The organism is Rhodococcus sp. IEGM 1341, assembly GCF_030056895.1.
Classification (GTDB): domain Bacteria; phylum Actinomycetota; class Actinomycetes; order Mycobacteriales; family Mycobacteriaceae; genus Rhodococcoides.
Genome location: NZ_JASHKV010000003.1, coordinates 326410 through 350793, shown reverse-complemented (window position 1 = coordinate 350793; position 24384 = coordinate 326410). Strand labels below are relative to the sequence as shown.

At 64.5% G+C, this 24384-nt stretch carries 22 protein-coding genes and 1 tRNA gene; 9 read left to right on the top strand and 14 right to left on the bottom strand.

The genetic code is table 11. The annotated features are described in order from the left end of the window. The first annotated feature begins 27 nt into the window (after window positions 1-27). Genes QM615_RS11100 through QM615_RS11085 form a run of 4 tightly spaced genes read left to right on the top strand, consistent with a single transcriptional unit; the run spans window position 28 to window position 4252 of the window. Complete coding sequence (locus QM615_RS11100; protein ID WP_269593956.1) at window positions 28-1368, top strand: branched-chain amino acid ABC transporter permease; 1341 nt, start codon at window positions 28-30, stop codon at window positions 1366-1368. A gap of 7 nt (window positions 1369-1375) precedes the next feature. Next, window positions 1376-2365, top strand: coding sequence for a branched-chain amino acid ABC transporter permease (locus tag QM615_RS11095; protein WP_283347321.1), 990 nt, complete (start codon window positions 1376-1378; stop codon window positions 2363-2365). Beyond that, window positions 2358-3455: an ABC transporter ATP-binding protein gene (locus QM615_RS11090; protein ID WP_283347320.1), complete on the top strand. Its 1098-nt coding sequence runs from the start codon at window positions 2358-2360 to the stop codon at window positions 3453-3455. Before QM615_RS11095 ends, QM615_RS11090 begins: the two co-directional genes overlap by 8 nt. Continuing rightward, window positions 3452-4252 carry an ABC transporter ATP-binding protein gene (locus QM615_RS11085; protein WP_032394315.1) on the top strand — a complete coding sequence of 267 codons (801 nt, stop codon included), beginning with the start codon at window positions 3452-3454 and terminating at the stop codon, window positions 4250-4252. Before QM615_RS11090 ends, QM615_RS11085 begins: the two co-directional genes overlap by 4 nt. A 142-nt stretch (window positions 4253-4394) precedes the next feature. Here the strand turns inward: QM615_RS11085 and QM615_RS11080 are convergent, their stop codons facing one another. Both QM615_RS11080 and QM615_RS11075 read right to left on the bottom strand, forming a co-directional pair. Next, a complete protein-coding gene (locus QM615_RS11080) occupies window positions 4395-5729 on the bottom strand; it encodes an ABC transporter substrate-binding protein (protein WP_068052226.1) in 1335 nt (444 codons plus the stop codon). Window positions 5730-5902: 173 nt separating this feature from the next. Further along, the gene (locus tag QM615_RS11075) at window positions 5903-6535 is read right to left on the bottom strand and encodes an ANTAR domain-containing response regulator (RefSeq protein WP_068052227.1); all 633 of its coding nucleotides are present in this window, start codon (window positions 6533-6535) and stop codon (window positions 5903-5905) included. Between the two features lie 120 nt (window positions 6536-6655). Between QM615_RS11075 and QM615_RS11070 the strand changes: the two genes are divergently transcribed. The 3 genes from QM615_RS11070 (at window position 6656) to QM615_RS11060 (ending at window position 7708) form a co-directional block, all read left to right on the top strand. Next, window positions 6656-6732 (top strand) — tRNA-Leu (locus QM615_RS11070). 64 nt (window positions 6733-6796) lie between these two features. Further along, entirely contained in the window at window positions 6797-6973 is a 177-nt protein-coding gene (locus QM615_RS11065; protein ID WP_188078653.1) for a hypothetical protein, read from the top strand. Between the two features lie 3 nt (window positions 6974-6976). Next, window positions 6977-7708, top strand: coding sequence for an AAA family ATPase (locus QM615_RS11060; RefSeq protein ID WP_269593954.1), 732 nt, complete (start codon window positions 6977-6979; stop codon window positions 7706-7708). Here QM615_RS11060 and QM615_RS11055 read toward each other — a convergent pair. Continuing rightward, a complete protein-coding gene (locus tag QM615_RS11055; protein ID WP_269593953.1) occupies window positions 7693-8685 on the bottom strand; it encodes an AraC family transcriptional regulator in 993 nt (330 codons plus the stop codon). The two genes, QM615_RS11060 and QM615_RS11055, sit on opposite strands and share 16 nt — an antisense overlap. A gap of 48 nt (window positions 8686-8733) precedes the next feature. Here QM615_RS11055 and QM615_RS11050 point away from each other — a divergent pair, with 48 nt between their 5' ends. Next, window positions 8734-9297, top strand: coding sequence for an anthrone oxygenase family protein (locus QM615_RS11050; protein WP_269593952.1), 564 nt, complete (start codon window positions 8734-8736; stop codon window positions 9295-9297). Here QM615_RS11050 and QM615_RS11045 read toward each other — a convergent pair. Beyond that, window positions 9273-9476 (bottom strand): hypothetical protein, encoded by a 204-nt coding sequence (locus tag QM615_RS11045; RefSeq protein ID WP_141215240.1) that lies wholly within the window; start codon window positions 9474-9476, stop codon window positions 9273-9275. The genes QM615_RS11050 and QM615_RS11045 overlap by 25 nt on opposite strands. Before the next feature lie 57 nt (window positions 9477-9533). Here QM615_RS11045 and QM615_RS11040 point away from each other — a divergent pair, with 57 nt between their 5' ends. After that, on the top strand, window positions 9534-10052 hold the full coding sequence (locus QM615_RS11040) for a DNA-deoxyinosine glycosylase (RefSeq protein WP_269593951.1): 519 nt from the start codon (window positions 9534-9536) through the stop codon (window positions 10050-10052). Here the strand turns inward: QM615_RS11040 and QM615_RS11035 are convergent. The 10 genes from QM615_RS11035 to trpC all read right to left on the bottom strand — a co-directional run bounded on the left by QM615_RS11035 (window position 10018) and on the right by trpC (window position 24375). Further along, the gene (locus QM615_RS11035; RefSeq protein ID WP_269594001.1) at window positions 10018-10842 is read right to left on the bottom strand and encodes an acyl-CoA thioesterase; all 825 of its coding nucleotides are present in this window, start codon (window positions 10840-10842) and stop codon (window positions 10018-10020) included. The genes QM615_RS11040 and QM615_RS11035 overlap by 35 nt on opposite strands. A 105-nt stretch (window positions 10843-10947) precedes the next feature. Continuing rightward, entirely contained in the window at window positions 10948-12366 is a 1419-nt protein-coding gene (gene pyk, locus QM615_RS11030) for a pyruvate kinase (RefSeq protein WP_082073683.1), read from the bottom strand. A gap of 122 nt (window positions 12367-12488) precedes the next feature. Further along, window positions 12489-13994, bottom strand: a complete 1506-nt coding sequence (locus tag QM615_RS11025; protein WP_269593950.1) for a glutamate synthase subunit beta — start codon at window positions 13992-13994, stop codon at window positions 12489-12491. Then, on the bottom strand, window positions 13987-18570 hold the full coding sequence (gene gltB / locus QM615_RS11020; RefSeq protein ID WP_269594000.1) for a glutamate synthase large subunit: 4584 nt from the start codon (window positions 18568-18570) through the stop codon (window positions 13987-13989). The genes QM615_RS11025 and gltB overlap by 8 nt, the downstream gene beginning before the upstream one ends. Window positions 18571-18836: 266 nt before the next feature. After that, window positions 18837-19469 (bottom strand): TM2 domain-containing protein, encoded by a 633-nt coding sequence (locus tag QM615_RS11015; RefSeq protein WP_269593949.1) that lies wholly within the window; start codon window positions 19467-19469, stop codon window positions 18837-18839. A 38-nt stretch (window positions 19470-19507) separates the two neighbouring features. After that, complete coding sequence (locus tag QM615_RS11010; RefSeq protein WP_269593948.1) at window positions 19508-20377, bottom strand: TM2 domain-containing protein; 870 nt, start codon at window positions 20375-20377, stop codon at window positions 19508-19510. After that, the gene (gene lgt, locus QM615_RS11005) at window positions 20370-21389 is read right to left on the bottom strand and encodes a prolipoprotein diacylglyceryl transferase (protein ID WP_269593947.1); all 1020 of its coding nucleotides are present in this window, start codon (window positions 21387-21389) and stop codon (window positions 20370-20372) included. Before lgt ends, QM615_RS11010 begins: the two co-directional genes overlap by 8 nt. Continuing rightward, window positions 21386-22189: a tryptophan synthase subunit alpha gene (gene trpA / locus QM615_RS11000; protein WP_269593946.1), complete on the bottom strand. Its 804-nt coding sequence runs from the start codon at window positions 22187-22189 to the stop codon at window positions 21386-21388. Before trpA ends, lgt begins: the two co-directional genes overlap by 4 nt. After that, window positions 22186-23457 carry a tryptophan synthase subunit beta gene (gene trpB, locus QM615_RS10995; protein WP_269593999.1) on the bottom strand — a complete coding sequence of 424 codons (1272 nt, stop codon included), beginning with the start codon at window positions 23455-23457 and terminating at the stop codon, window positions 22186-22188. Before trpB ends, trpA begins: the two co-directional genes overlap by 4 nt. Before the next feature lie 108 nt (window positions 23458-23565). Further along, window positions 23566-24375: an indole-3-glycerol phosphate synthase TrpC gene (trpC, locus tag QM615_RS10990; protein WP_037192691.1), complete on the bottom strand. Its 810-nt coding sequence runs from the start codon at window positions 24373-24375 to the stop codon at window positions 23566-23568. Window positions 24376-24384: the final 9 nt, after the last annotated feature.

Here is a 24384-nt window from a genome sequence, read left to right as displayed (position 1 = left end):
TGGACCAGAAAGGTGCAACCGCCGAGGTTGCGCGCAAGATCTGCCGTTCGGCTCTTCCAGCGAACACTCCTACTCGCCGTTCTGAGTTCCATTGCCGCGCTGCTGTTCAGTGCGCCGGCATTGGCCCAGGAACCTACCCCCACTCCCCCGGCAGCACCGGGGACCAGTGCCGAACAGGCACCGCCGGCGGACGCCGTCAGCGTCGCCGGATCTCTCAACAACGGTGGCGAACGACTCATCGGAGTCGACGTCGCGGCGCTGGACGCGTCCGGCGCCGAAGTCGCCCGCACCACCAGTGAAACCGGCGGCCGGTGGACCCTCGAATTGTCGCCCGGCACATACACATTCCAGGTGGTTCAGGAAACGCTCCCCGACGGCGTCAGCGTCCAGGGCGAGGTCCAGCGCGATGTGCAGGCCGGGCGTTCCAACACCGTCATCTTCTCGTTCGGTGAGGCCAGAACCGCCACCAGCATTCCGTTCTACGAGAAGTTCGTCCGCACCACGGTCGACGGCTTTCGCTTCGGCCTCGTCATCGCGCTCGCCGCGGTCGGACTGAGTCTGATCTTCGGCACCACCGGTCTGACGAACTTCGCGCACGGAGAGATGGTCACGCTCGGTGCCGTCGCGGCGTGGTTCTTCAACGTCAGTGTCGGGATACAACTCATCCCGGCCACGCTGCTGGCAATCGTCGTAGGAGTCGCGATCGGCTGGCTCAACAACGCCCTGATATGGCGTCCGTTGCGCAAGCGACGGACCGGCCTCATCGCGCAGCTCGTGGTGACGATCGGCCTCGCGATCGCACTGCGCTATCTCATCCTGATCTTCTTCTCGGACCGCTCCGAACCCTTCGACGACTACCAGGCTCAGACCGAGAACAACTGGGGTCCGCTCTCGATCACCAACGTCAACCTCGCCTGCATCGTCATCAGCATCGTCGTCCTGGTCGGCGTCGCACTGATGTTGCAGCGCACCAAGATCGGCAAGGCCATGCGTGCGGTTGCCGACAACCGGGACCTCGCTGCGTCCTCCGGCATCAACGTCGAGCGTGTGGTCACGTTCGTCTGGTGCCTCGGCGGCGGCCTGGCTGCCCTCGGCGGCGTGTTGTTCGGGCTCTCCGAACTCGGCGGTCGCGTCCAGTGGGAGATGGGCTTCAAACTCCTGTTGCTCATGTTCGCCGGCATCACACTCGGTGGACTGGGAACGGCCTACGGCGCCTTCCTCGGTTGCGTCATCGTCGGTCTGCTCGTGCAGTGGTCGACGCTGGTCATCAATCCCGATCTCAAATACATCGGAGGGTTGCTCGTCTTGATTCTCATCCTCGTCGTCCGTCCACAGGGCATCCTCGGCTCGCGACAAAGGATCGGGTGACCTTCACATGGATATCATCGGCGCACTTCAGATCTCACTCGCTCAGCTGGTCGGCCCGTCGGCCATCTTCTACGCTCTACTCGCCATCGGCCTGAACCTGCACTTCGGTTACGCCGGACTGCTCAACTTCGGTCAGATCGGCTTCGCACTGCTCGGCGGCTACGGCGTCGGCATCACCACGATCACCTACGAACAACCGCTGTGGCTGGGCATTCTGGTCGGCCTCGCTGCAGCCGGATTACTGGCCCTGGTTCTCGGCATTCCGACCCTGCGACTGCGAGCCGACTATCTCGCGATCGTCACCATCGCCGCCTCGGAAATTCTCCGATTGGTGTTTCGTTCCACCGCAACGGATTCGGTGACCAAATCCACCAACGGCATCACCGGCTTCGCCGGCCCGTTCACCAGCATGAGCCCGTTCGAGGGTGGTAAGTCCTACGAATTCATCGGCGTGCGGTTCCTCGGCAACGATCTGTGGGCCATGCTCGTCGGCTGGACGCTGGTCCTGCTGCTGTGCGGCGTGATCTACCTGCTGACGCACAGCCCGTGGGGACGCGTCCTCAAGGCTGTCCGTGAGGACGAGGACGCAGCCCGTTCGCTGGGCAAGAACGTCTTCGTCTACAAGATGCAGGCACTGGTTCTCGGTGGCGTCATCGGCGGTATGGGCGGGGTGTTCAACGCACTGCAGACCCAATCCATCAACCCGGACTTCTACTCGACAGCCCAGACATTCTTCGCCTTCGGCGCACTGATTCTCGGTGGGGCGGCAACAGTGTTCGGCCCGGTACTGGGCGCGATGCTCTTCTGGTTCCTGCTGTCCATTCCCGATGCGATTCTGCGGCAATTGATCTCCGGCGACGACCCGGTGCTCAACCTCACCGGTGCCCAGGTCGGTGCCACGCGATTCGTGCTCCTGGGAATCCTGATCGCCGTCTTGATGGTGTTCAGACCTCAGGGCATTCTCGGCAACAAGCGAGAGGTTCAACTCAATGCCTGACCCGAGCAAGGATGCTGCTGCAACGGCCGCACCGAGCAAGAAAGCAAGCACACTCGAATCACGCGCTGCGCAGGCGTTGTCGAGCGATCAACGCGCGGCCCTGTTCGCCGGTGTTCCCAACGAACCCGGCGCACCGAAACCGGACGCCACCATGGTGGTCGACGGCGTCTCGCGCACCTTCGGCGGCCTCAAGGCCGTCGACGTGGCGCACCTGGAGATTCAGCGTGGCTGCATCACCGGGCTCATCGGGCCCAACGGCGCAGGCAAGACCACCCTGTTCAACCTGCTCACGGGATTCGATCGACCCGACACCGGGACCTGGTCGATGGACGGCCAGGAACTGGGCCGGATGCATCCGCACCAGGTGGCCCGCAAAGGTGTGGTGCGCACGTTCCAGTTGACCAAGGCACTGTCGAAACTGACTGTGCTGGACAATGTTCGGCTGGGTGCAACCGGTCAGCGCGGTGAGCGCATGATCAACACCTTCATGCCGTGGACCTGGAAAGCCCAAGAACGTCAGATCACCGAACGCGCCTACGAGCTACTGGGCCGCTTCAAGCTCGACGCCAAGGCCGACGACCTCGCCGGCTCGTTGTCCGGCGGCCAGCGCAAGCTGCTGGAGATGGCGCGTGCGTTGATGACCGATCCGTCGGTGGTCATGCTCGACGAGCCCATGGCCGGGGTAAATCCAGCTCTGACGCAGTCACTTCTGGGGCACATCAAGTCGCTTCGCGACGACGGTATGACGGTGGTGTTCGTCGAGCACGACATGGACGTCATCCGCGACATCAGTGACTGGGTGGTGGTGATGGCTCAAGGCAGCATCATTGCCGAGTCCACCCCCGAGGAGCTCTCCAACAACGGAGCCGTCGTCGACGCGTATCTCGGTAGCCATCACGATCAGGCTCTCGAATTCGATGCCGACGGCAATCCGGTCGGGGCAACCGCCGAACTGGCGGAGGCACTGAAGCAGGCCGAGAAGGAAGAACTCGAAGCGGGAGGCGATCTTTCGGAACCGGAGTTCGTCAGCCCAGTGACGCCCGACGTGGCCGAAGGCGGCTCACACCGGGCCAAGGAGGACAACCGATGAGCGAACAGACATTGACGCCGGCGGAATTCGCCGCGACACCCGAGGAACATGCTCGACTCGCCGAAGGTGCACTGCTGCGCGCCGACGGACTGGTGGCCGGATACATCCCCGGCGTCAACATCCTCAGCGAGTGCAACTTCTTCCTCAACGACGGGGAGATCGTCGGCATCATCGGACCCAACGGTGCCGGAAAGTCGACCCTCCTCAAGACCCTGTTCGGGCTGGTCGCCGTCCGTGAGGGCAGCGTCAAACTGCGCGGCGACAACATCACCTCCGCGGAAGCGCATGTGTTGGTCACCAAGGGAGTCGGCTACGTTCCGCAGACGCAGAACGTGTTCCCGTCGCTCACCATCGAAGAGAACCTCGAAATGGGAATCTATTTGCGTCCCAAGAAGTTCGGTGAGCGTTTCGAGTTCGTCAGCGAGCTGTTCCCGCTGCTCGGCGAACGCAAGAAGGTCAAGGCAGGCGCGCTGTCCGGCGGCGAGCGACAGATGGTCGCCATGGGACGCGCACTGATGATGGAGCCGTCGGTACTGCTGCTCGACGAACCGTCGGCCGGATTGTCACCGATGTTCCAGGACGAGGTGTTCATCCGCTGCAAGAAGATCAATGCAGCGGGCGTCTCGATCATCATGGTCGAGCAGAACGCCCGTCGCTGCCTCCAGATCTGCGACCGTGGCTATGTACTCGATCAGGGCCGCAACGCCTACACCGACACCGGTCCGGCATTGATGAACGACCCGAAGGTGATCGAGCTGTACCTCGGCACACTGGCGGGAAGCAAAGAGAAGAAGTAGCTGCTCGGCAAACGACGAAGGCCCCGGTTCGATGTCAACCGGGGCCTTCGTCGTTGCGGTCGAACGTGCGACACCTACGAAAACCTCTGGGCCCGAGTCCTGATCGAGGACTCGGGCCCAGAGGCTGTGTGACAGTTACAGATCACTCACCGACGACGATGTAATCTTCCGTCGTCAGGGTGTTGTCCGGTCCGAAGACCAGGTTGCCGTACGAACCGGTGGCGGGCTCTCCTGCGTCACTGAAGTTCAGCGCGCCGGTGATTCCGTCGTAGTCGATATCGGTTCCGGCCTTGACGAGCGGAAGGCACTCGGCGTAGCTGGTGCACTTGGTGCCGTCCTTGGTGACGCTGTTGATGTTGGCCGCGATGTCGGTACCTGCCGTCGACTTGGCCTGCTCGGCAGCGAGCGCCGAGATGATCACTGCGTCATAGGACTCACCCGCGTAGTTGAAGTCGACCAGAGCCGGATCGACGACCTTGAGACGATCCTGGAATCCGGTGCCGACATCGGTCAACGGAGTGGTGCCGCGCATCGTGTCCAGCAGACCCGCTGCGACCGACTCACCGAGGGCGTTGCCCATGTTGCCGTCGACGCCGTAGACCAGCGTGCCGTCGGACGGTCCGATGCCGATCTCGTGCATACGGGTGATGATCTTCGCGGACTCCTCGAAGCCGATGATGGCCACGGCGTCCGGGTTGAAGTTCTTCACACCGTCGACCTCGGCGTTGAACGACTGTGCGTTCGGGTCGTAGATCGTGGTCTGGATCTGGTCCGCCGCGATGCCTGCCTCTTCGAGGTTGTCCGCGGTGTTCGCGGCCAGGCCCGTGCCGTACGGGTCGTTGAGCGCGAGGATGGCGACGCGCTGCGCACCGTCCTGGGCGATCAGCTGGGACAGGGCCTGCGCCTGCAGCACGTCGGTGGGTGCGGTACGGAAGTACTGCCCCTTGTCCGGGTAGCAGACGAACTGATCGGACGTGTTGGCCGGCGAGAACTGCACGACGCCTGCGCTGGCGATCTTGTCGATGACCTTGAGCGAGACCGAGGACGACGCTGCACCGACGATGACGTCGGAACCGCCGGCGAGCAAGCGGTCCACCGTGGTGTTGGCGGTATCGGTCGTCGTGTCGCCCGAGTCACCGGGGATGAGCGTGACGGGCTGCTCGAGGACGCCACCGGCTTCGTTGACGTCGTTGACGGCCAGCTGCACACCGGCAACTTCGGGCGGGCCGAGGAAGGCCAGGGTTCCGGTCTCGGGGAGGAGGGTTCCCACCACCAGCGGGGCCGTGTCCGGGGTTGCCCCGGCAGTGGCCTGCTCGGGCGTGCAGTCGGTGGAGACGGTCGTTTCCGCGGCTGCAGTGCCGCCGCTGGCACTGGTGGAGTCGGTCGAGCCCGAGTCGTCGCTCGACGAACAGCCGAACAGTGCGAGCGAGGTAACGCTCAGCACCGCAGCCGTGCGGACATAGGTCCGAATTGCCATCTAGGTTCTCCTTGAAATTGCTCGTCGATGAAGCGCACCTGAGTTACATGTGGCTCACGTGTGGGTCAGACGCTAATGCGCGGAGCCGATTCGCAAGGCCTAGAACGACGCTCGTGACCTGACTGTGACCTAGAGAGTCGAAGTTTTACGTGGCCGTAGCTTTCGCCGGCCGATCAGCTTTCTCCCACGGGCTTGTTCGCAGGGGTACCGAGCGTGTCGATCACGACCTCCGCGACGGCCTTCATCGTGGTCCGGCGATCCATCGCGGCTCGCTGAATCCACTTGAACGCCTGCGGTTCTGTGAGCGATTGCGATTCCATCAGGATGCCCTTGGCCTTCTCGATGAGCTTGCGCGTCTCGAGCCGATCCTGCAGGTCGACGATCTCGGATTCGAGGGCGGAGATCTCACCGAAACGGCTGGCGGCCAACTCCACCGCAGGCATCAGATCGGCTTTGGTGAACGGCTTGACCAGATACGCCATGGCCCCGGCATCGCGCGCCTTCTCCACGAGCTCGCGTTGACTGAACGCGGTGAGAATGACGACGGGCGCGATGCGCTTCTCTGCAATCTCCGACGCCGCATCGATTCCGTCCCGACGCGGCATCTTCACATCCATGATGACCAGATCGGGACGCAGTTCGACGGCCAACTCCACCGCCTGCTGACCGTCGGCCGCTTCACCGACCACGTCGTACCCCTCCTCGCGGAGCATCTCCACGAGGTCCAATCGGATCAGGGATTCGTCCTCTGCCACCACCACACGAAGCGGGGGCTTGCCAGTACCGTGCGCACCAGGAGCATTCATCTGTATCGGTCTCCTTTGACAGTCATCGCCCATCAGGGCCGTCGAGCATCTGAAGGGTACCGGTGCGCGAGGCCGAAAGCGCATCTTCTAAACTCGTCAATCGTTGCTTGAAAGACGCCAGCCCTCGTATCCCAATTGGCAGAGGAAACGGATTCAAAACCCGTCCAGTGTGAGTTCGAGTCTCACCGAGGGCACCACAGCACAGCGTTCGACTCTTCGGGTCCGGTAATGGTCACCCTCGATCGCGCCTACAGTGGAGTGATGTACATACCCAGCAGTCTTCGTTGCCACGACACCAGTGCGGGCAATTTGTGCGCAGCGAAGGTCGACCATCGTTTCGGGGATTCGGCGGACCAGTCCGCCCAGTGGGTCTTCTACACCTGCAGCGCCGATTCCACCCACGAGACCGGTTACGTCGACCGCCTGGTCACTGCCTGAAACATGTTCGTAGAACGCGCGTACGTCCATGCCGACGATGTCGGATCGGACTGGCCCTTCACCGTGCCTGCTGTCGCCGACCTCGCTCGCGACGGACTCGAGTTCCTGGCACCGGTCACAATTCTGGTCGGAGACAACGGTTCCGGTAAATCGACGCTCGTCGAAGCAATAGCCGAGGGTTTCGGAATCGATGCCCGCGGCGGTCGCGCGGCGCAGCAGTCGCGTCGACTCGACGAGGTGACCAGCGCGCTCGGAGAGGTACTCGAACTCGAGACCACGCCACGAGGTTCTCGAATGCTTCGTGGCCCACGACTGAACAAGCGCGGCTTCTTCCTGCGCGCCGAGACCGCGTTCGACATGGCCGAGAACCTCGGCGGCGTGCCGGGTTTCTGGGACGAGAACACCGCCGAGATGAGCCACGGTGAAGGGTTCCTGACCATGTTCGGTGCAATGTTGGCCGAACCCGGTTTCTACGTTCTGGACGAGCCCGAATCGGCCCTGTCGTTCACCGCGAGCCTGCAGCTCGTTGCACTGATGTCCGAGCTGGGCAATGACGGCGCGCAAATCGTCTGCGCCACCCACTCACCGATTCTGGCGTCGACGCCCGGTGCGGACATCGTGGAAGTCGGCGAACACGGTCTACGCCGAAGCACTTGGGACGAACTCGAATTGGTACAGCACTGGCGTCGCTACCTCGACGACCCGAACAGCTATCTCCGTCACCTGCTCGACTGACCGTCGGCCATCGACACCTCACGACGGCGACGCACACTTCCCGGCGAGACGCCCGTGGCGCGCTTGAACGCCTTCCCGAACGCAGCCTCCGACAGATACCCACTGCGCCGGGCCACTTCGGCCATCACCACGTCCTCGGATCGCAACGTGCCGTACGCGACCTGCATCCGCCACGTCGCGAGATAGCTCATCACGGAATCACCGACCAGCTCGGTGAAACGTGCCGAGAACGCCGAGCGAGACATGTTCACCCTCGATGCCAGACCCGCAACGGTCCACCGCTCGTGCGGGTGTCGATGGATCAGCGCCAACGCCGTTCCGATCCGATCGTCCTGCAATGCACCGAGCCAACCCGACTGCGCACCTGGCGTATTCGCGATCCACGACCGCAGCGCATGGATCACCAGAATGTCGGACAGCCGGGTGATCACCGCTTCTCCCCCGGGCTCGAGCACACGCGCCTCGTCCGCGACCATGGCCAGCACGTTCTGCATCCTCGATTGCCTCGGGCCCGGATCAGCGTCGACCACCACCAGCGCGGGCAACAGGCGAACGAGCTTCTGCGCGGCAGGATGATCCAGCCGCACCGCCCCGCACACGAGAGTCGCAGCACGGCCGGCACCGCCCGCGTCGTGAGTGAGCACCGCGTAGCGATCGCTGATGTACTCGTGCGGGAGATCGTGAACGCTCGTCGCCCGAACCGAAGCGTCGCCGGCTGCAATGAGCACGTGCCCTCGCCCGTGCGGTACCAACGCGAAATCGCCGGGGACCAACTCACGCGTCGGCTCGCCGGGAACCGACAACGCGCAACTGCCGTCGACGACCGTGTGAAACCACAGCGCATCCTCCATGGCGGGCAGTGCGAGACCCCAGGATCCGCTCATCTCGGAGCGCACGTAGAACGATCCGGTCATCCGTAGAAAGTGCAGCGCTTCACCCAGAGGGTCGGACGACTTCCAGGGATCTGCGCCGCGCATGCACCGATCGTCCCACGAAATGGACGATCGGACATCGAATGCGGCTGTGTGCGCATTGCTCATCCCGCCCCTCGGGACGAGGGTGGACAACTGAACGCTCACCTGCCGGAGGGAACCACCGTGTTGGATCGAATGCTCGCAGCCGCCACCGCCGTTGCTGCCGTCGGATGTGGGCTCGTTGCCGGAGTGCTGCTCGCCTTCTCCATCAGCGTGCTCCCCGGCCTGGCAACACTGCCGGTACCCGACGCCATCGCCGCCATGCAGAGATTCAATGCGGCGATTCTCAACCCGATGTTCCTCGGCCTGTTCTTCGGAACGGCCATATCGTGCACTCTCGCAGCGATTATCGCCGTATCGACCGGTCGGGGTTCACCGGTGCTGGTCGTGAGCGGAGCTGTTCTCTACCTTCTCGGATGCCTCGCGATCACGGCTGTTGCGAACGTCCCCCTCAACGACGCGTTGGCCGGGGTGGATCCCGGCAGTGCTGCCGACACCCAGGTGTGGCAGAACTTCACCGAGAAGTGGACGCGATGGAACACCGTCAGAACAGTGGCCGCGACTGCGGCCTGCGCCGTTCTGATCCTCGGTCAGGGTAGATCGGCGCTGGGCTGATCGGACACCGAGTCCTGGTGTCGCTTACGGATTTCTTCCTCGAACCGCGCGATGAGGTGGTCGGTGTCTGCCGTGGACACATCGCGCGCGCCCTCGTCCATCGAGGCGTCACGACCCCGGCGCAATGCAGCAAGTTCGGCTTCGAGTTCGTTGTTGTCGAGTACACGTGGATCCAGCATGACCTCCATTGTGGTCCCCTGTCCGGTGCCCCCGCGGGGAATTGCTTTAATCACGCAATGAACGTCGTGCACAGCTTCGCACCGATTCTCGGCCGCGGCGCGACCACCTTGATTCTGGGCTCGATGCCCGGCGTCGCGTCGCTGGCCGCGCAGCAGTACTACGCGCATCCACGAAATGCGTTCTGGCCGATCATGGGAACGCTGTTCGGTGCAGGCCCCGAACTTCCCTACGATGCGCGCACCGAGCGTCTGCGCAGCCAGGGCGTCGCGATATGGGACGTGCTGAAGCTGTGCACGCGCGAAGGAAGCCTGGACTCGGTGATCGTCGAATCGTCCATCGAGACAAACGATTTCGAGCAATTGTTCGCCGAGAATCCCGGCATCGACAGGGTGTTCTTCAACGGAGCCAAGGCCGCCGAGACCTACCGGCGGTACGTGAAATCGGCAACGCCCCAGGTGGAATTCGAACGACTACCGTCGACCAGTCCGGCGCACGCAGCACTCGATCTGCAGGCGAAAACGCGAATATGGACCGACGCACTCAGTCGCGGACCCGTTTCGGGAAGTGCCGGATGAGACCTTCCTGAACGACGGTGGCGAGCAGCTGCCCGTCCATCGAGAAGAAGCGGCCGGTGGCCAGTCCGCGCGAGCCGGCCGCGACCGGCGATTCGGTGGCGTAGAGAGCCCATTCGTCGAACCGGAACGGCCGGTGAAACCAGATGGAGTGATTCACCGTCGCCGCGACGATGCGGTCGAGTCCCCACGACAGTCCGTGGGTGGTGATGATCGAATCGAGCACGGTGGTGTCCGACGCGTAGCCCATGGTCGCGGCGTGGAAGATCGAGGCGTCGGGCAGATCCCCGTCGGCCTTCATCCACACGCGATTGTGATTGAGCTTCTCCCCGGTGCCGTGCATGATCCACGCGGGATCGTTCGCGTAGCGCATGTCGATCGGCTTGAGGGCGTCGACGAACATCTGCAGACGGTCCTCGTACCCGACGAAATGATCGCCGAGCGGAGGCACTGCGTCGGGATACGGAACCTCGGGAACCTCGACGCTGTGCTCGAGGCCCTTACCGAAATCCTGGAAGGCCGCGAGCATGACGAACAGCTCGTTGCCGTCCTGTACGGCGGTGACCTGCCGGTTGGCGAAGGCTCGGCCGTCGCGCTGACGCGAGACCCGGTACTCGATGGGCTTCTTGACGTCACCCCCGCGAATGAAGTGCGCATTGATCGCGTGCACGTCCCGCGACGTACCGGATACGGTCCGGCCCGCCGCGATCAGGCCCTGAGCAACGAGCTGCCCCCCGAACGTTCGACTGCCCACCTGCTCGGGGTGAACGCCGACGAACACGTCCTCCTCGATCTCCTCGAGTGCGAGGAGATCGAGGAGCGTCTCTAGATCTGTCCTGCGTACAGCTGTACTGCTCGGCGCGCTTTCGCTGACGCCGGTTCCCCCCGCTTCGACCACTTACCGGTCCTCTTCTCCGATTCGGTGCACATGGATCAAGTTGGTCGAGCCTACTGTGCCGGGAGGGGCACCGGCCACGATCACGACCTGATCGCCCTTGTTGTACCGACCGAGTTCGAGCAGCGCCTTGTCGACCTCTTTGACCATCGCGTCCGTCGAGCCCACATCGGGGACCAGGAACGTCTCGGTTCCCCAGCTCAGCGACAGCTGGCTGCGCACCTCGGAGATGGAGGTGAAGGCGAGCAACGGAAGCTTGGTGTGCAGACGAGCCAACCGTCGAACGGTGTCACCCGACTGGGTGAACGCGACGAGTGCCTTCGCGTCCAGGCGCTCACCGATGTCGCGGGCAGCGTAGGAGATGACGCCACGCTTGGTGCGCGGGACGTGCGTCAGCGGGGGAACACTGTCGCCCTCGGTCTCGACCGTCTCGACGATGCGAGCCATGGTCCGCACGGTTTCCATCACGTACTTACCGACCGAGGTCTCACCGGAGAGCATGACCGCGTCGGTACCGTCGAGCACTGCGTTGGCGACGTCGGACGCCTCGGCGCGCGTCGGGCGGGAATTCTCGATCATCGATTCGAGCATCTGGGTCGCGACGATGACGGGCTTGGCGTTGGCGCGGGCGATCTGGATGGCACGCTTCTGCACCAGCGGAACCTGCTCGAGGGGCAACTCGACGCCGAGGTCGCCGCGGGCGACCATGATCGCGTCGAATGCGAGCACGATGGCTTCGAGATTGTCGACGGCCTCGGGCTTCTCGAGCTTGGCGATGACGGGAACTCGACGGCCCACGCGGTCCATCACGGCGTGGACGAGTTCGACGTCCGCGGGAGAACGGACGAACGAGAGCGCGATGAAGTCGACACCGAGGGCAAGGGCGAACTCGAGGTCGGCGATGTCCTTCTCGCTCATGGCGGGAACGGACACGTCCATGCCCGGCAGGGACACGCCCTTGTTGTTGCTGACCGGTCCACCTTCGGTGACACGGCACAGTACGTCGTTGCCTTCGACGCCGGTGACCACGAGGCCCACCTTGCCGTCGTCGACGAGGAGGCGGTCGCCTTCCTTGGCGTCCTGGGCAAGCTCCTTGTACGTGGTCGACACCCGGTCGTGAGTGCCCTCGCACTCCTCGACGGTGATGCGGATCAGCTCACCGGCCGCCCAGGTGGTCGAGCCCTCGGCGAATCGGCCGAGACGAATTTTCGGTCCCTGCAGGTCGGCCAAGATACCCACGGCTTTGCCGGTGGCGTCCGATGCTGCGCGGACCCTCTCGTAGTTGGCCTGATGATCGGGGTGATCACCATGGCTGAAGTTCAGTCGTGCGACATCCATTCCACTCTCGACGAGTTCGCGGATGCGCTCTGTGGTTGCGGTTGCGGGTCCAAGGGTGCAGACAATCTTCGTACGTCGGCTCACGAAGGCGAGCCTAGCCGCTGGACGCCGCGTTCTCTATCGCAGACGCATCCACTAGAATACTACCGACGGGTAGCCGCGCTACCCCGCTGCTGGGACGGTCTGTACCGGTTCAGAGACGGGGGTCACCCGACCGCCAGAGGCAGTGCGGTCGGGTGTACCGGCGACGGCAATTCCGAGTGTCCGGTGAGGAAAGCATCGACTCCGTGAGCCGCGGATCGACCCTCCGCGATGGCCCACACGACCAACGACGCACCGCGATGCGCATCCCCGCACACGAACACGCCCGGTGCCGTGGTCTGCCAGTCGGGACCACACGAGAGCGCACCCCGCTTGGTCAGCGCCAGGCCGTACTCGTCGAGTAGCGGACCGTGCTCGACACCTTCGAAACCGATCGCGAACAACGCCAGATCACAGGGCAATTCGATCTCCTCCCCGATGGGCGTGACGATGCGTCGACCGTCCGCGTCGCGCTGCACCTCCACCTCGGCGAGCACCATCGCACGAACGTGCCCGCGCTCGTCACCGAGGAATCGCTGCACCGCGACCTGATGACGCACGACGCCACCCTCGGCGTGCGCGGGTGAGGTGCGCAGCACCAGCGGCCACGACGGCCACGGCGAGAGACTGTCGTCGCGAGCCCCGGGCAGAGCCGGGTTGTAGTCGAGCTGAGTGACCGATGCTGCACCCTGCCGGTGGGCCGTTCCCAAACAGTCGGCTCCGGTGTCACCGCCGCCGATGATGACCACGTGCTTGTCCGCAGCGGAGATCGACGTGGGACCGTCGCCCTCGCATTCCTTGTTCGACGGCACCAGATGCTCCATGGCCAGGTGGATGCCGTCGAGTTCGCGACCGATGACCTCGGCGTTGTCACGGGCCCGCAGAGCTCCGACTGCGAGAACGACTGCGTCGAAGGATTCACGCAGTTGCTCGACGGTGAAGTCGATCCCGACCTCGCAGTCGGTGACGAAGTGCGTTCCCTCGGCCCGCATCTGCATGAGCCGCTGATCAAGCACGGACTTCTCGAGCTTGAACTCGGGGATGCCGTATCGCAGCAGACCGCCCAGACGATCGTCCCGCTCGTACACGGTGACGTCGTGCCCGGCGCGGGTGAGCTGTTGCGCCGCAGCCAATCCCGCAGGGCCGGATCCGACGACGGCGACCCTCTTGCCGGTGGTGATCGTCGGCGGCTGCGGAACGATGCTGCCGTCTTCCCAGGCCAGATCCGCGATGGTCTGCTCGACCCGCTTGATCGTCACGCTTCCGCCGGTGGCCGCCTCGGAGATCGACAGCACACATGCCGATTCACACGGGGCCGGGCAGACCCGCCCGGTGAACTCCGGAAAATTGTTGGTCGCATGCAGTCGATCGCTGGCCGCATCCCAGCGGCCGCGGCGCACCAGGTCGTTCCATTCGGGGATCAGATTTCCCAGCGGGCAACCCGCAGTCCCCGAGTGGCAGAACGGAATACCGCAGTCCATGCAGCGACGCGCCTGATCGGAGACCTCGGCAGCACGCTCGCTCGTCGGCTGGTGCGAATACACCTCGTTCCAGTCCTTGACGCGCTCGCCGATCGGACGCTTGGCAGCCTCACGCTTGACGACTTTCAGAAATCCCTGTGGATCAGCCACGTGCAGCCTCCATGATCGCAGCATCGACGTCGCGCCCTTCGGCACGCGCCATTCTTGTCGCCTCCAGCACTCGCTGGTAGTCGACGGGCATGACTTTGGTGAACAACGCAGACCGGCGGGGCCAGTCGGCCAGCAGCGAGGTCGCGACGGTGGAACCGGTCCACCGTCGGTGATTCTCGACGGTCTCGCGCAGCCACACCAGATCGTCCGGGTTGGGCACCTGCAGTTCGACCATCGCCATGTTCACGTCCGCCGGATCGAGACCGAGGACGAACGCGATACCGCCGGACATACCCGCAGCCATGTTGCGACCGGTCGGCCCGAGCACCACGACGCGACCGCCGGTCATGTACTCGAACGCGTGGTCGCCCACGCCCTCGTTCACCGCGATCGCTCCCGAGTTACGGACCGCGAACCGCTCCCCCGCCTTACCGCGCAGGTACACCTCACCCGAGGTGGCACCGTAGAGAATCGTGTTTCCTACGATCACGTTGTCCTCTGCGACGAACGGTGCGTCGTCGGCAGGGCGCACGACTATTCGACCGCCCGACAATCCCTTACCGACATAGTCGTTCGCGTCACCGACCAGATCGATGGTGATACCCGGCGGCAGGAAAGCCCCGAGAGACTGGCCGGCCGATCCGGTGAACGCGATGCGAATGGTGTCGTCCGGCAACCCGACTGCGCCGTAGCGCCGGGTGACCTCGGACCCCAGCAGCGTTCCGACGGTGCGATTGACGTTGCGTACCGGCAGCTCGAGCTTGACCGGATGCGCATCCTCCAACGCTCCTTCGGCCAACTGGATCAGAGTCCGATCAAGCGCCAGATCGAGACCGTGGTCCTGCGCGCGGAGGCGTCGACGCTGTGTCATCGGGGCACCGTGGCGGTCGACGGGCATCGCGAAGATCGGGGTCAGATCGAGTCCCTTGCTCTTCCAGTGCGCCACTCCGGCTGCCGTCTCGAGCACGTCGGCGTGACCGACCGCCTCGTCGATACTACGGAAACCGAGCTGCGCCAGGTACTTTCGCACGTCCTCGGCGATGAACTTGAAGAAGTCCTCGAGGAACTCGGGCTTACCGGTGAACCTCTTGCGCAGCTCCGGGTTCTGGGTGGCGACACCGACCGGGCAGGTGTCCAGGTGGCAGACGCGCATCATGATGCAGCCCGCCACGATCAGCGGGGCCGTCGAGAACCCGAACTCCTCCGCGCCGAGCAATGCCGCAACGATGACGTCGCGTCCGGTGCGCATACCGCCGTCGCACTGCACGGTGATGCGATCACGCAGGCCGTTGAGCACCAGCGTCTGCTGGGCGTCGGCGAGGCCGATCTCCCACGGAGCGCCTGCATGCTTGAGCGAGGTCAACGGCGCAGCACCGGTTCCGCCGTCGTATCCGGAGATGAGAACGACGTCCGCGTGTGCCTTGCTGACGCCCGTCGCCACCGTGCCGACGCCGACGGAACTGACGAGCTTGACGTGCACGCGCGCCTTCTCGTTGGCGTTCTTCAGATCGTGGATCAGCTGCGCGAGATCCTCGATCGAGTAGATGTCGTGGTGCGGGGGCGGCGAGATGAGGCCGACACCCGGCGTCGAGTGTCGGGTCTTGGCCACCCACGGATACACCTTGTACCCGGGCAGCTGACCACCCTCGCCCGGCTTGGCACCCTGCGCCATCTTGATCTGAATGTCCGTGGCGTTGACCAGATAGTCGCTGGTGACACCGAACCGACCGCTGGCGACCTGCTTGACGGCACTGCGTCGCGTCGGATCGTAGAGCCGGTCGACGTCCTCGCCGCCCTCCCCCGAGTTGGACCGTCCGCCGAGATTGTTCATCGCGACGGCCATCGTCTCGTGCGCCTCGGCGGAGATGGATCCGTAGCTCATCGCGCCGGTGTTGAACCGCGTGACGATCGACTCGACCGATTCCACCTCGTCGAGCGGAACCGGCGGCCGGACACCGTCCTTGAACTCGAACAGACCGCGCAAGGCACCGCCCTCGCGAGCGAGCCGGTCCACCTCGTCGGTGTACTTCTGGAACACGTCGTATCGGCCGGTACGCGTGGCATGCTGCAGCAGGAACACCGTCTCGGGGGTGAAGAGGTGCAGCTCGCCCTCGCGTCGGAACTGATACTCGCCGCCGATCTCCAGCCGCCGATGGACGCGGTCGGTCGGATTCTCGGGGTAGGCCCTGCGGTGGCGCAGCTTGACCTCCTCGGCGAGCACGTCGAGACCGACGCCACCGAGCTTGCTGACCGTGCCCTTGAAGTACTCGCGCACCACCTCGCGATCGAGACCGACGGCCTCGAAAACCTGTGCGCCGGTGTAGGACCCGACGGTCGAGATGCCCATCTTCGACATCACCTTGAGTACGCCCTTGCCGAGCCCGTACAGATAGTTCCGTACCGCGATCGTCGGTTCGACTCCGGTCAGTTCACCCTCGCCGACCAGATCCTCGATCGACTCCATCGCCAGATACGGATTGACCGCTGCGGCACCGAAGCCGATGAGCAGCGCCAGATGGTGCACCTCGCGCGCGTCACCGGATTCGACGACGAGCGCGATCTTTGTGCGCTCCTTGGTGCGAACCAGGTGATGGTGCACCGCCGAGGTGGCCAGCAGCGACGGGATCGGGGCCCGCGTGTGGTCCGAATCGCGATCGGAGATGATCAGCGTGGTGTAGCCCGCAGCGATCGCTTCCGATGCCCGGGCCCGCAACTCCTCGATGGCCTCCGCGAGACCTTCACCGCCGCGCTCCACCTCGTACAGCCCACGCAACACCGTGGCCGACAGTCCCGGATGGTCTCCGTCGTCGTTGATGTGGATGATCTTGTTCAGCTCGTCGTTGTCGAGCACCGGCCACGGCAACACGATCTGCCTGCACGACGCCGCAGTGGGCTCGAGCAGGTTCTGCTCCGGACCCATCACCCGCGCGAGCGAGGTCACGATCTCCTCGCGGATCGAGTCCAGCGGCGGGTTGGTGACCTGTGCGAACAGTTCGATGAAGTAGTCGTAGAGCTGACGCGACCGCTGAGACATCACCGCGGCCGGGGTATCGGTACCCATCGATCCGAGCGGCTCGCCCCCGGATGCGGCCATCGGCGTCAACACGACGCGCAGGTCTTCCTCGGTGTAGCCGAAGGCGACCTGCCGACGCACCACCGAGTCGTGGTTGTACTGGATGTGAGCGCGCTCGGGCAGGCTCTTGATCTCGAGCAGGCCCGCGTGCAGCCACTCCTGGTACGGATGTTCGGTTGCCAGTTGAAGTTTGATCTCCTCGTCCGGCACGAGACGTCCGGCGACGGTGTCGATCAGGAACATCTTTCCTGGCTCGAGGCGACCTTTGGCGACGACCTCGGATTGGGGAACGTCCAGCACGCCTGCCTCACTGGCGAGGATCACACGGCCGTCCGCCGTCTGCCACCAGCGGCCGGGGCGAAGGCCGTTACGGTCCAGCACAGCTCCGACATAACTGCCGTCGGTGAACGTCACGCAGGCCGGACCGTCCCAGGCCTCCATCATCGACGAGTGGAACTGGTAGAACGCTCGCACCCGCGGATCCATCGTGCGGTGGTTCTCCCACGGCTCGGGCACCATCATCATCACCACGTGCGGCACGCTGCGTCCGCCGAGGTGCAGTAGTTCGAGCACCTCGTCCAAGGACACCGAGTCCGAGGCATCGGGGTTGCAGATCGGGAACAAGCGCTCCAAGTCGCCGGGGATCAGGTCGCTCGACAGCAGCGCTTCGCGAGCCCGCATCCGATTTCGGTTGCCCTTGACGGTGTTGATCTCGCCGTTGTGCGCGACGTAGCGATGCGGGTGCGCCAGCGGCCACGACGGGAACGTGTTGGTCGAGAAGCGACTGTGCACGATGGCAATGGCGCTCTTGCACAACGGGTTACGCAGTTCCGGAAAGTACAGCGGCAGCTGCATCGTGGTGAGCATGCCCTTGTAGACGATGGTGCGCGAGGACAACGACGGAAAGAACAGTCCCGACCCCTCGGCCTCGATCTCGGGGGTGACTCGCTCGGAACGCTTACGCAATCCGTAGACGAGACGGTCGAGAGCCAGACCGGCCGGACGCGTGCCGTCGACCTCGGGAGCGGTGACGTAGAGGTAGCTCATGTACGGCATGCAACCGAGGGCGGTGAGGCCAACATCGGCTCGATCGGGATCGACCTCGACCGGAACCCAGCCCAGGATGTCCAGACCTTCTTCGGCGGCAACGGATTCGACGCGCTCGACGGCGATGGCCCGCTCACGGATGCCCTGCGGCAGAAAACACACTCCGGCCGCGAACGTGTTGTCACCGTCGGCTCCGGGCGCGGGCAGGTCGAACGGCGCGAGGGAGTCGAGGAGTTCGACAGGGAGCTGAATCAGAATGCCCGCGCCGTCACCGCTGTTGGGCTCGGCACCGGCAGCTCCGCGATGTTCCAGGTTCTCCAGTGCCAGAACCCCGTCGGCGACGATCGCGTGGGAACGGCGACCCGCGATGTCGGCGATCATCGCCACGCCACAGGAATCCTTCTCCGAGCTCGGGTCGTACAGACCTTGCTCCGCAGGCATCCGAGAAAACAGCACCACGATCACCTCCACGTAGGCCGGTGGGGTGCGTGCAAGCGGTGCAGTGTCTACGACCCTGCATCGGAAGTCTCGGCAACCCCGTCGGCTGGTCGGCTCGGATCGACCGAAACGGTCGGATGAGCCGAATTGAACTGCCTATCGGGAATTCACCGGGACAGCTCTGGCCCGCGAAAGAATCCGGGATCTCTCCCGGCTGGCGAAATCGTAGCAGCTGGCATTCGCATCGATGCAATCACGAATGTCGGCTGTGACGAATGCGATCGTCAGTCGCGCAACGGTCGACCGTGCTGATCACGCACGCTGCCGGTGAGCATCAAGATGCCGTCGATCAACGGCCAGATTCCGCCGATACCGCAGGTGAGCCACGTGACGGCTATCTGCGCCACCGCGATGCCCGGCTGGTTGAGATAGAAGCGACCCGCTCCGAACGCGCCCAACAAGATGCCGAGCAGACCTGCCGTCAGCTTCTGCTTGTCCGAGAACGGCTCACCGGTGACCGGGTGCCGACCGTACGGAGCCATCGGGTCCATGTATCCGGGCCCGCCCGCGTACGGGGGACCACCGTATTGGGGAGCGCCGTACTGAGGACCGCCGTACTGGGGAGCGCCGTACTGACCGTCCGCATAGTGCGGCGGCGCACCGTACTGGCCGGAACCCTCGGATGGCGGTGGGTAACCGGTGCCGGGCGGAGGTCCGAACTGCTGACCCTGATCACCGGCACCGGCACCAGGGGTGTTCGGGGTGCCGTGGTTCGGGGTCGTGTACTTGGGGTCGGGTGCGCCGTAGACGGGACCCGATCCTGTAGGGGTGTTCTTCTCGAACGAGATCGTCGGCTCCGTCGAACCGGATCCGTCTTCCGGCGAACCGTTGGACGGCCATTTACCTGAGTCACTCACTTCGGGCTCCCTTGTGCGGATGCGGTGCGAACACGGGTTCAGTCTCTCAGTTTTCGCCCCTGAGGGTCCGTCACATTGCCCACCAGTATCAGCACGCCGTCGACGAGGTGCCAGACGAACAGCCCGAACAACACGATCAGTCCGAGGCCGAACACTGCGGTGAGCAGCACCCCGAAGAAGAACAGGAACAGCTGGGCGACACCGATCCCGATACTGCCGAGATAGAAGCGACCCACACCCAACCAGCCGAGAAATATCTGCAGCAGGCCACCGACGATCTTGGACTTGTCCGACAGCGGCTCGCCGGTCATCGGATCACGCCCGTACGGTGCATCGGGGCCTACACCGAACCCGGGTCCGCCCTGGTAGCCAGGGGGTACGCCATAGCCCTGCTGGCCGTAGCTCTGTTGCGGGAAACCCTGCTGGCCGTACCCCTGCTGTGGGTAGCCCTGCTGTTGATAACCCGGCTGTGGGTAACCCTGCTGACCGAAATTCTGTGGCTGGCCGTACCCCTGTTGCGGATAGCCCTGCTGCGGATACCCCTGTTGCGGATAACTCTGCTGGCCGTAACCCTGCTGCTGGTAGCCGGGGGGTGGCGGAAATCCACCCAGCGGATTATCGGTACTGCCGTCCGGACTCGGTGCCGGGTAGCTCGGCGTGCTGGACCAACCCGGCCCGTTTCCGATACCCGAGTACGTGTCCCACCCCGGACCCGTGGGGCCGGTCGGACCGTGCGAGGGCGCGGACTCCGAGGTTCCAGGAGGCTCCGAGAGCGACGCTTCGGCAGTGGCGTCGTAGTCGAACGGCGTGCCGAACGACGCGGTCGGCTCGGTTGCGTTGTCGCTGGAATCGGCAGTGCCGGAACCCGGCTCGGGCTCGGGTCCAGGGGTCTTGTCGAAATCAACCACGCGTACTGCCTTCTTCCTCGGCTTTCTTGTCGGACTTCCCAGCGGGCTGCACGTCGGCGGTGCCCGCGTCCGTGGTGTCGTCGACCGGCGTCGGGCGCGAGCCTGTCGGATCCGACGAGGTGACCTCGGAGACCTCATGATCCTCGTCGTCGTTCGACCTCAGCGTCGCCGGTTCTTCTCGGCCCTTGGTGGCAATCACGAAGTACGCGACCGCCAGAACGAAGATGATGGCGGAGGTGAAGGTGTTGATGCGGATACCGGCGATCGTCGTGGCGAAGTCGTCGCGCATGAGCTCCACCCAGAACCGCCCCGCGCAGTATCCGGCAACGTACAGCGCGAACAGTCGACCGTGGCCGATCGCGTACTTGCGGTCCACGAGAACCAGAAGGACTACGACCGCGACGCTCCACAACAGCTCGTACAGGAACGTCGGATGCACCACTTTTTCCACGAAACCGGTCGAGACTCCGTTGAGTGGATCGAGTCGTCCGTTGGCGTCGACCCGTTCGTAGATCTCCAGACCCCACGGCTGAGTGGTGGCACGGCCGTACAGTTCCTGGTTGAAGTAGTTACCGATGCGGCCGATCGCCTGGGCGAGAAGAATCGGTGGGCCGACAGCGTCACCGAATGCCGGCAACGGAATTCCGCGTCGACGGCAGGCGATCCAGGCACCGACGCCGCCGAGGAACACCGCTCCCCAGATTCCCAATCCGCCGTTCCAGACGTACAACGCTTCGATCGGGTTTCCGCCGGGACCGAAGTAGGTCTTCCAGTCGGTTGCGACGTGGTACAGACGCCCGCCCAGTAACCCGAACGGGACGGCCCAGACTGCGACGTCGAGGACTGTGCCCTTGGTTCCGCCTCGGGCCACCCAGCGCCGATCACCCCACACCACGGAAACGACGATGCCGATGATGATGAACAGGGCGTAGGCCCGCAGAGCCAACGGTCCGACGTGCCACACCCCCTGCGGCGGACTGGGAATGTAGGCCAGGATCGCGGTCGAAGTCACGACGCTACGTTAGCGGAACGGACACCCTCGGCGAGTTCCGTCGTCAGGTCACGCACGGCGTCGAGTCCCTTGTCCACGGCACTGACCAATGCCGAACCGACGATCACGGCGTCGGCATAACGGGCGATCTCGGCAGCCTGCGCACCGGAACGGACACCGAGGCCGACACCGATCGGGATGTCGGAGTGCTCACGAATGCGCGCCGAGAGCGCGGGGGCCATCGAGGACACCGCGTCGCGGGCTCCGGTGACGCCCATCGTCGAGGCCGCGTAGACGAAGCCGCTACTGGCTTCGACGGTGCTGACGAGCCGCTCCTCGGTCGACGACGGCGCGACGAGGAAGATTCGGTCGAGTTCGTAGCGGTTCGAGACCTCGATCCATTCCTGCGCCTCGTCGGGAATGAGATCCGGAGTGATGATTCCGAGCCCACCCGCGCCTGCGAGGTCCCGCGCGAAGTTCTCGATGCCGTACTTGAGCACCAGGTTCCAGTAGGTCATGACGACCGCTTTTCCGCCCGCGGCAGAGACCTGCTCGGTCACTGCGAACACGTCCTTGACCCGAGCACCGGCTCGCAGCGCAACGTCGGCTGCGGCCTGAATCGTGGGGCCGTCCATCACGGGATCGGAATACGGAATACCGACCTCGACGAGGTCGCATCCGGCGTCGACCATGGTCTTGAACACCTCGACCGAGCGCGGCACGGTCGGAAAACCCGCGGGTAGGTATCCGACGAGTGCTGCGCGCCCTTCGGCGCGGCACTGCGCGAAGGTCCCGGAGAGGCGAGAGTCGTTGTTGCTCATGGCTTGATACCCACTTCGTCGTCCACGTTCGCTTCGCCGTCTCCGTCGATCAGCCCGAACCATTCGGCCGCGGTGTCGACGTCCTTGTCGCCACGCCCGGACAGGTTGACCAGGATGATCGCACCTTCGCCCAGCTCCTTGCCGAGTGTCAATGCACCGGCGATGGCATGCGAGGACTCGATCGCCGGAATGATGCCCTCGGTGCGGCACAGCAGCTTGAAGGCGTTCATGGCTTCGGTATCGGTGATGCCGCGGTACTCGGCGCGCCCGATGTCGTGCAGGTACGAATGCTCCGGACCGACGCCCGGGTAGTCCAACCCCGCCGAGATGGAGTGGGAATCGACGGTCTGACCGTCCTCGTCCTGCAGCAGATACGAGTACGCACCGTGCAGCGCTCCGGGGGTTCCACCGCTGATGGTCGCGGCGTGGCGACCCGTCTCGACGCCGTCACCTGCCGCCTCGAAACCGATCAGTCGAACGTCGGCGTCGTCGATGAAGGCATGGAAGATGCCGATCGCGTTGGAGCCACCTCCGACGCAGGCAGCGATGGCGTCGGGCAGCCTGCCCGTGGACGCGAGCACCTGCTGCCGCGCTTCGAGGCCGATGATGCGTTGGAAGTCGCGCACCATGACCGGGAACGGGTGCGGCCCGGCGACAGTGCCGAAGCAGTAATACGTGTTGTCCGCGTGGGTGACCCAGTCGCGCAGCGCCTCGTTGATCGCGTCCTTGAGAGTGCGTGAACCGGACTTCACTGCGACGACTTCCGACCCGAGCAAACGCATTCGTGCGACGTTGAGGGCCTGGCGCTCGGTGTCGACCTCGCCCATGTAGACGACGCAGTCGAGACCCATCAGCGCACAGGCCGTGGCGGTCGCGACGCCGTGTTGACCGGCACCTGTCTCCGCGATGACACGAGTCTTGCTCATCCGCTTGGCGAGCAAAACCTGGCCGAGAACGTTGTTGATCTTGTGAGAACCGGTGTGGTTGAGGTCTTCTCGCTTGAGCAGAATACGAGCGCCGCCTGCGTGCTCGGACAGCCGTGTCGCCTCGAAGACCGGTGACGGGCGACCGGTGTAGTCGCGCTGCAGTCGGTCGAGTTCAGCGAGGAACTCGTTGTCGCTGCGCACCTTCTCGTACTCGGCGGTGACTTCCTCGATCACACCCATCAGAGCCTCGGGCACGAATCTGCCGCCGTAGACGCCGAAGTGGCCACCCACATCGGGCTCGTGCGCGCTGCGATCGGTGAGGCCGATGCTGCTCTGCGGCAGATCAGCGCCCTTGAAACGGACTGCCTGCGGGGCGTCCGTGGTGGAAGAAGAATTGCTGGTGCTCACCGGTCCAGTGTGCCCCAACGGCGGACCGCAGCCGCGCTCGGGTCAGCGTGCGGGCTTGGGGCACGACGGATGCGTTCCCGCCGTCACCAGGTCCGAGACGGCCGTGCGTGGATCCCCTGCCGTGACCAAGCCCTCGCCGACGAGTACCGCGTCGGCACCGGCACCGGCGTAGGCGAGCAGATCTGCAGTGCCCCGCACCCCGGACTCCGCGATACGGATGATCTCGCTGGGCAACCCGGGCGCGATACGGCCGAAGCTGTCACGGTCGATCTCGAGCGTCTTCAGATTGCGGGCGTTGATACCGATGACGCTGGCACCGGCTTCGAGGGCGCGATCCGCTTCGGCCTCGGTGTGCACCTCGACGAGCGCAGTCATACCCAACGACTCGGTGCGGTCGAGCAACGAGGTCAACGCATCCTGTTCCAGTGCCGCGACGATCAGCAGGATGACATCGGCACCGTGGGCCCGAGCCTCGTGGATCTGGTACGGACCGACGATGAAATCCTTGCGCAGCACGGGAATCGAGACGGCGGCACGGACCGCGTCGAGGTCCGCGAGTGAACCGTGGAACCGACGCTCCTCGGTGAGAACGCTGATGATGCGAGCGCCGCCCTGCTCGTATGCGCGAGCGAGAACAGCCGGATCACCGATGTCTGCCAACGCGCCCTTGGACGGGCTCGCCCGCTTCACTTCGGCGATGACGCCGATGCCGTCCTCACGGAGGGCAGCTGCCGCGTCGAGGGGGGCCGGGGCTGCTTTCGCTGCTGCTTTCACGGCGGCGAAATCGACCACCGATTCACGCGCGGCCACGTCGGCTCGCACACCGTCGAGAATCGAGTCGAGAACAGTCATGGTGCCCCC

Bases quoted from the DNA above. Each gene is read 5' to 3' on its own strand.
- trpC (WP_037192691.1), bottom strand. From the start codon at position 24,375: ATGACTGTTCTCGACTCGATTCTCGACGGTGTGCGAGCCGACGTGGCC.
- trpA (WP_269593946.1), bottom strand. From the start codon at position 22,189: ATGAGCAACAACGACTCTCGCCTCTCCGGGACCTTCGCGCAGTGCCGC.
- QM615_RS11080 (WP_068052226.1), bottom strand. From the start codon at position 5,729: ATGGCAATTCGGACCTATGTCCGCACGGCTGCGGTGCTGAGCGTTACC.
- QM615_RS11060 (WP_269593954.1), top strand. From the start codon at position 6,977: ATGTTCGTAGAACGCGCGTACGTCCATGCCGACGATGTCGGATCGGAC.
- QM615_RS11085 (WP_032394315.1), top strand. From the start codon at position 3,452: ATGAGCGAACAGACATTGACGCCGGCGGAATTCGCCGCGACACCCGAG.
- QM615_RS11055 (WP_269593953.1), bottom strand. From the start codon at position 8,685: ATGCGCGGCGCAGATCCCTGGAAGTCGTCCGACCCTCTGGGTGAAGCG.
- QM615_RS11090 (WP_283347320.1), top strand. From the start codon at position 2,358: ATGCCTGACCCGAGCAAGGATGCTGCTGCAACGGCCGCACCGAGCAAG.
- QM615_RS11045 (WP_141215240.1), bottom strand. From the start codon at position 9,476: ATGCTGGATCCACGTGTACTCGACAACAACGAACTCGAAGCCGAACTT.
- QM615_RS11095 (WP_283347321.1), top strand. From the start codon at position 1,376: ATGGATATCATCGGCGCACTTCAGATCTCACTCGCTCAGCTGGTCGGC.
- QM615_RS11065 (WP_188078653.1), top strand. From the start codon at position 6,797: ATGTACATACCCAGCAGTCTTCGTTGCCACGACACCAGTGCGGGCAAT.
- QM615_RS11075 (WP_068052227.1), bottom strand. From the start codon at position 6,535: ATGAATGCTCCTGGTGCGCACGGTACTGGCAAGCCCCCGCTTCGTGTG.
- QM615_RS11040 (WP_269593951.1), top strand. From the start codon at position 9,534: ATGAACGTCGTGCACAGCTTCGCACCGATTCTCGGCCGCGGCGCGACC.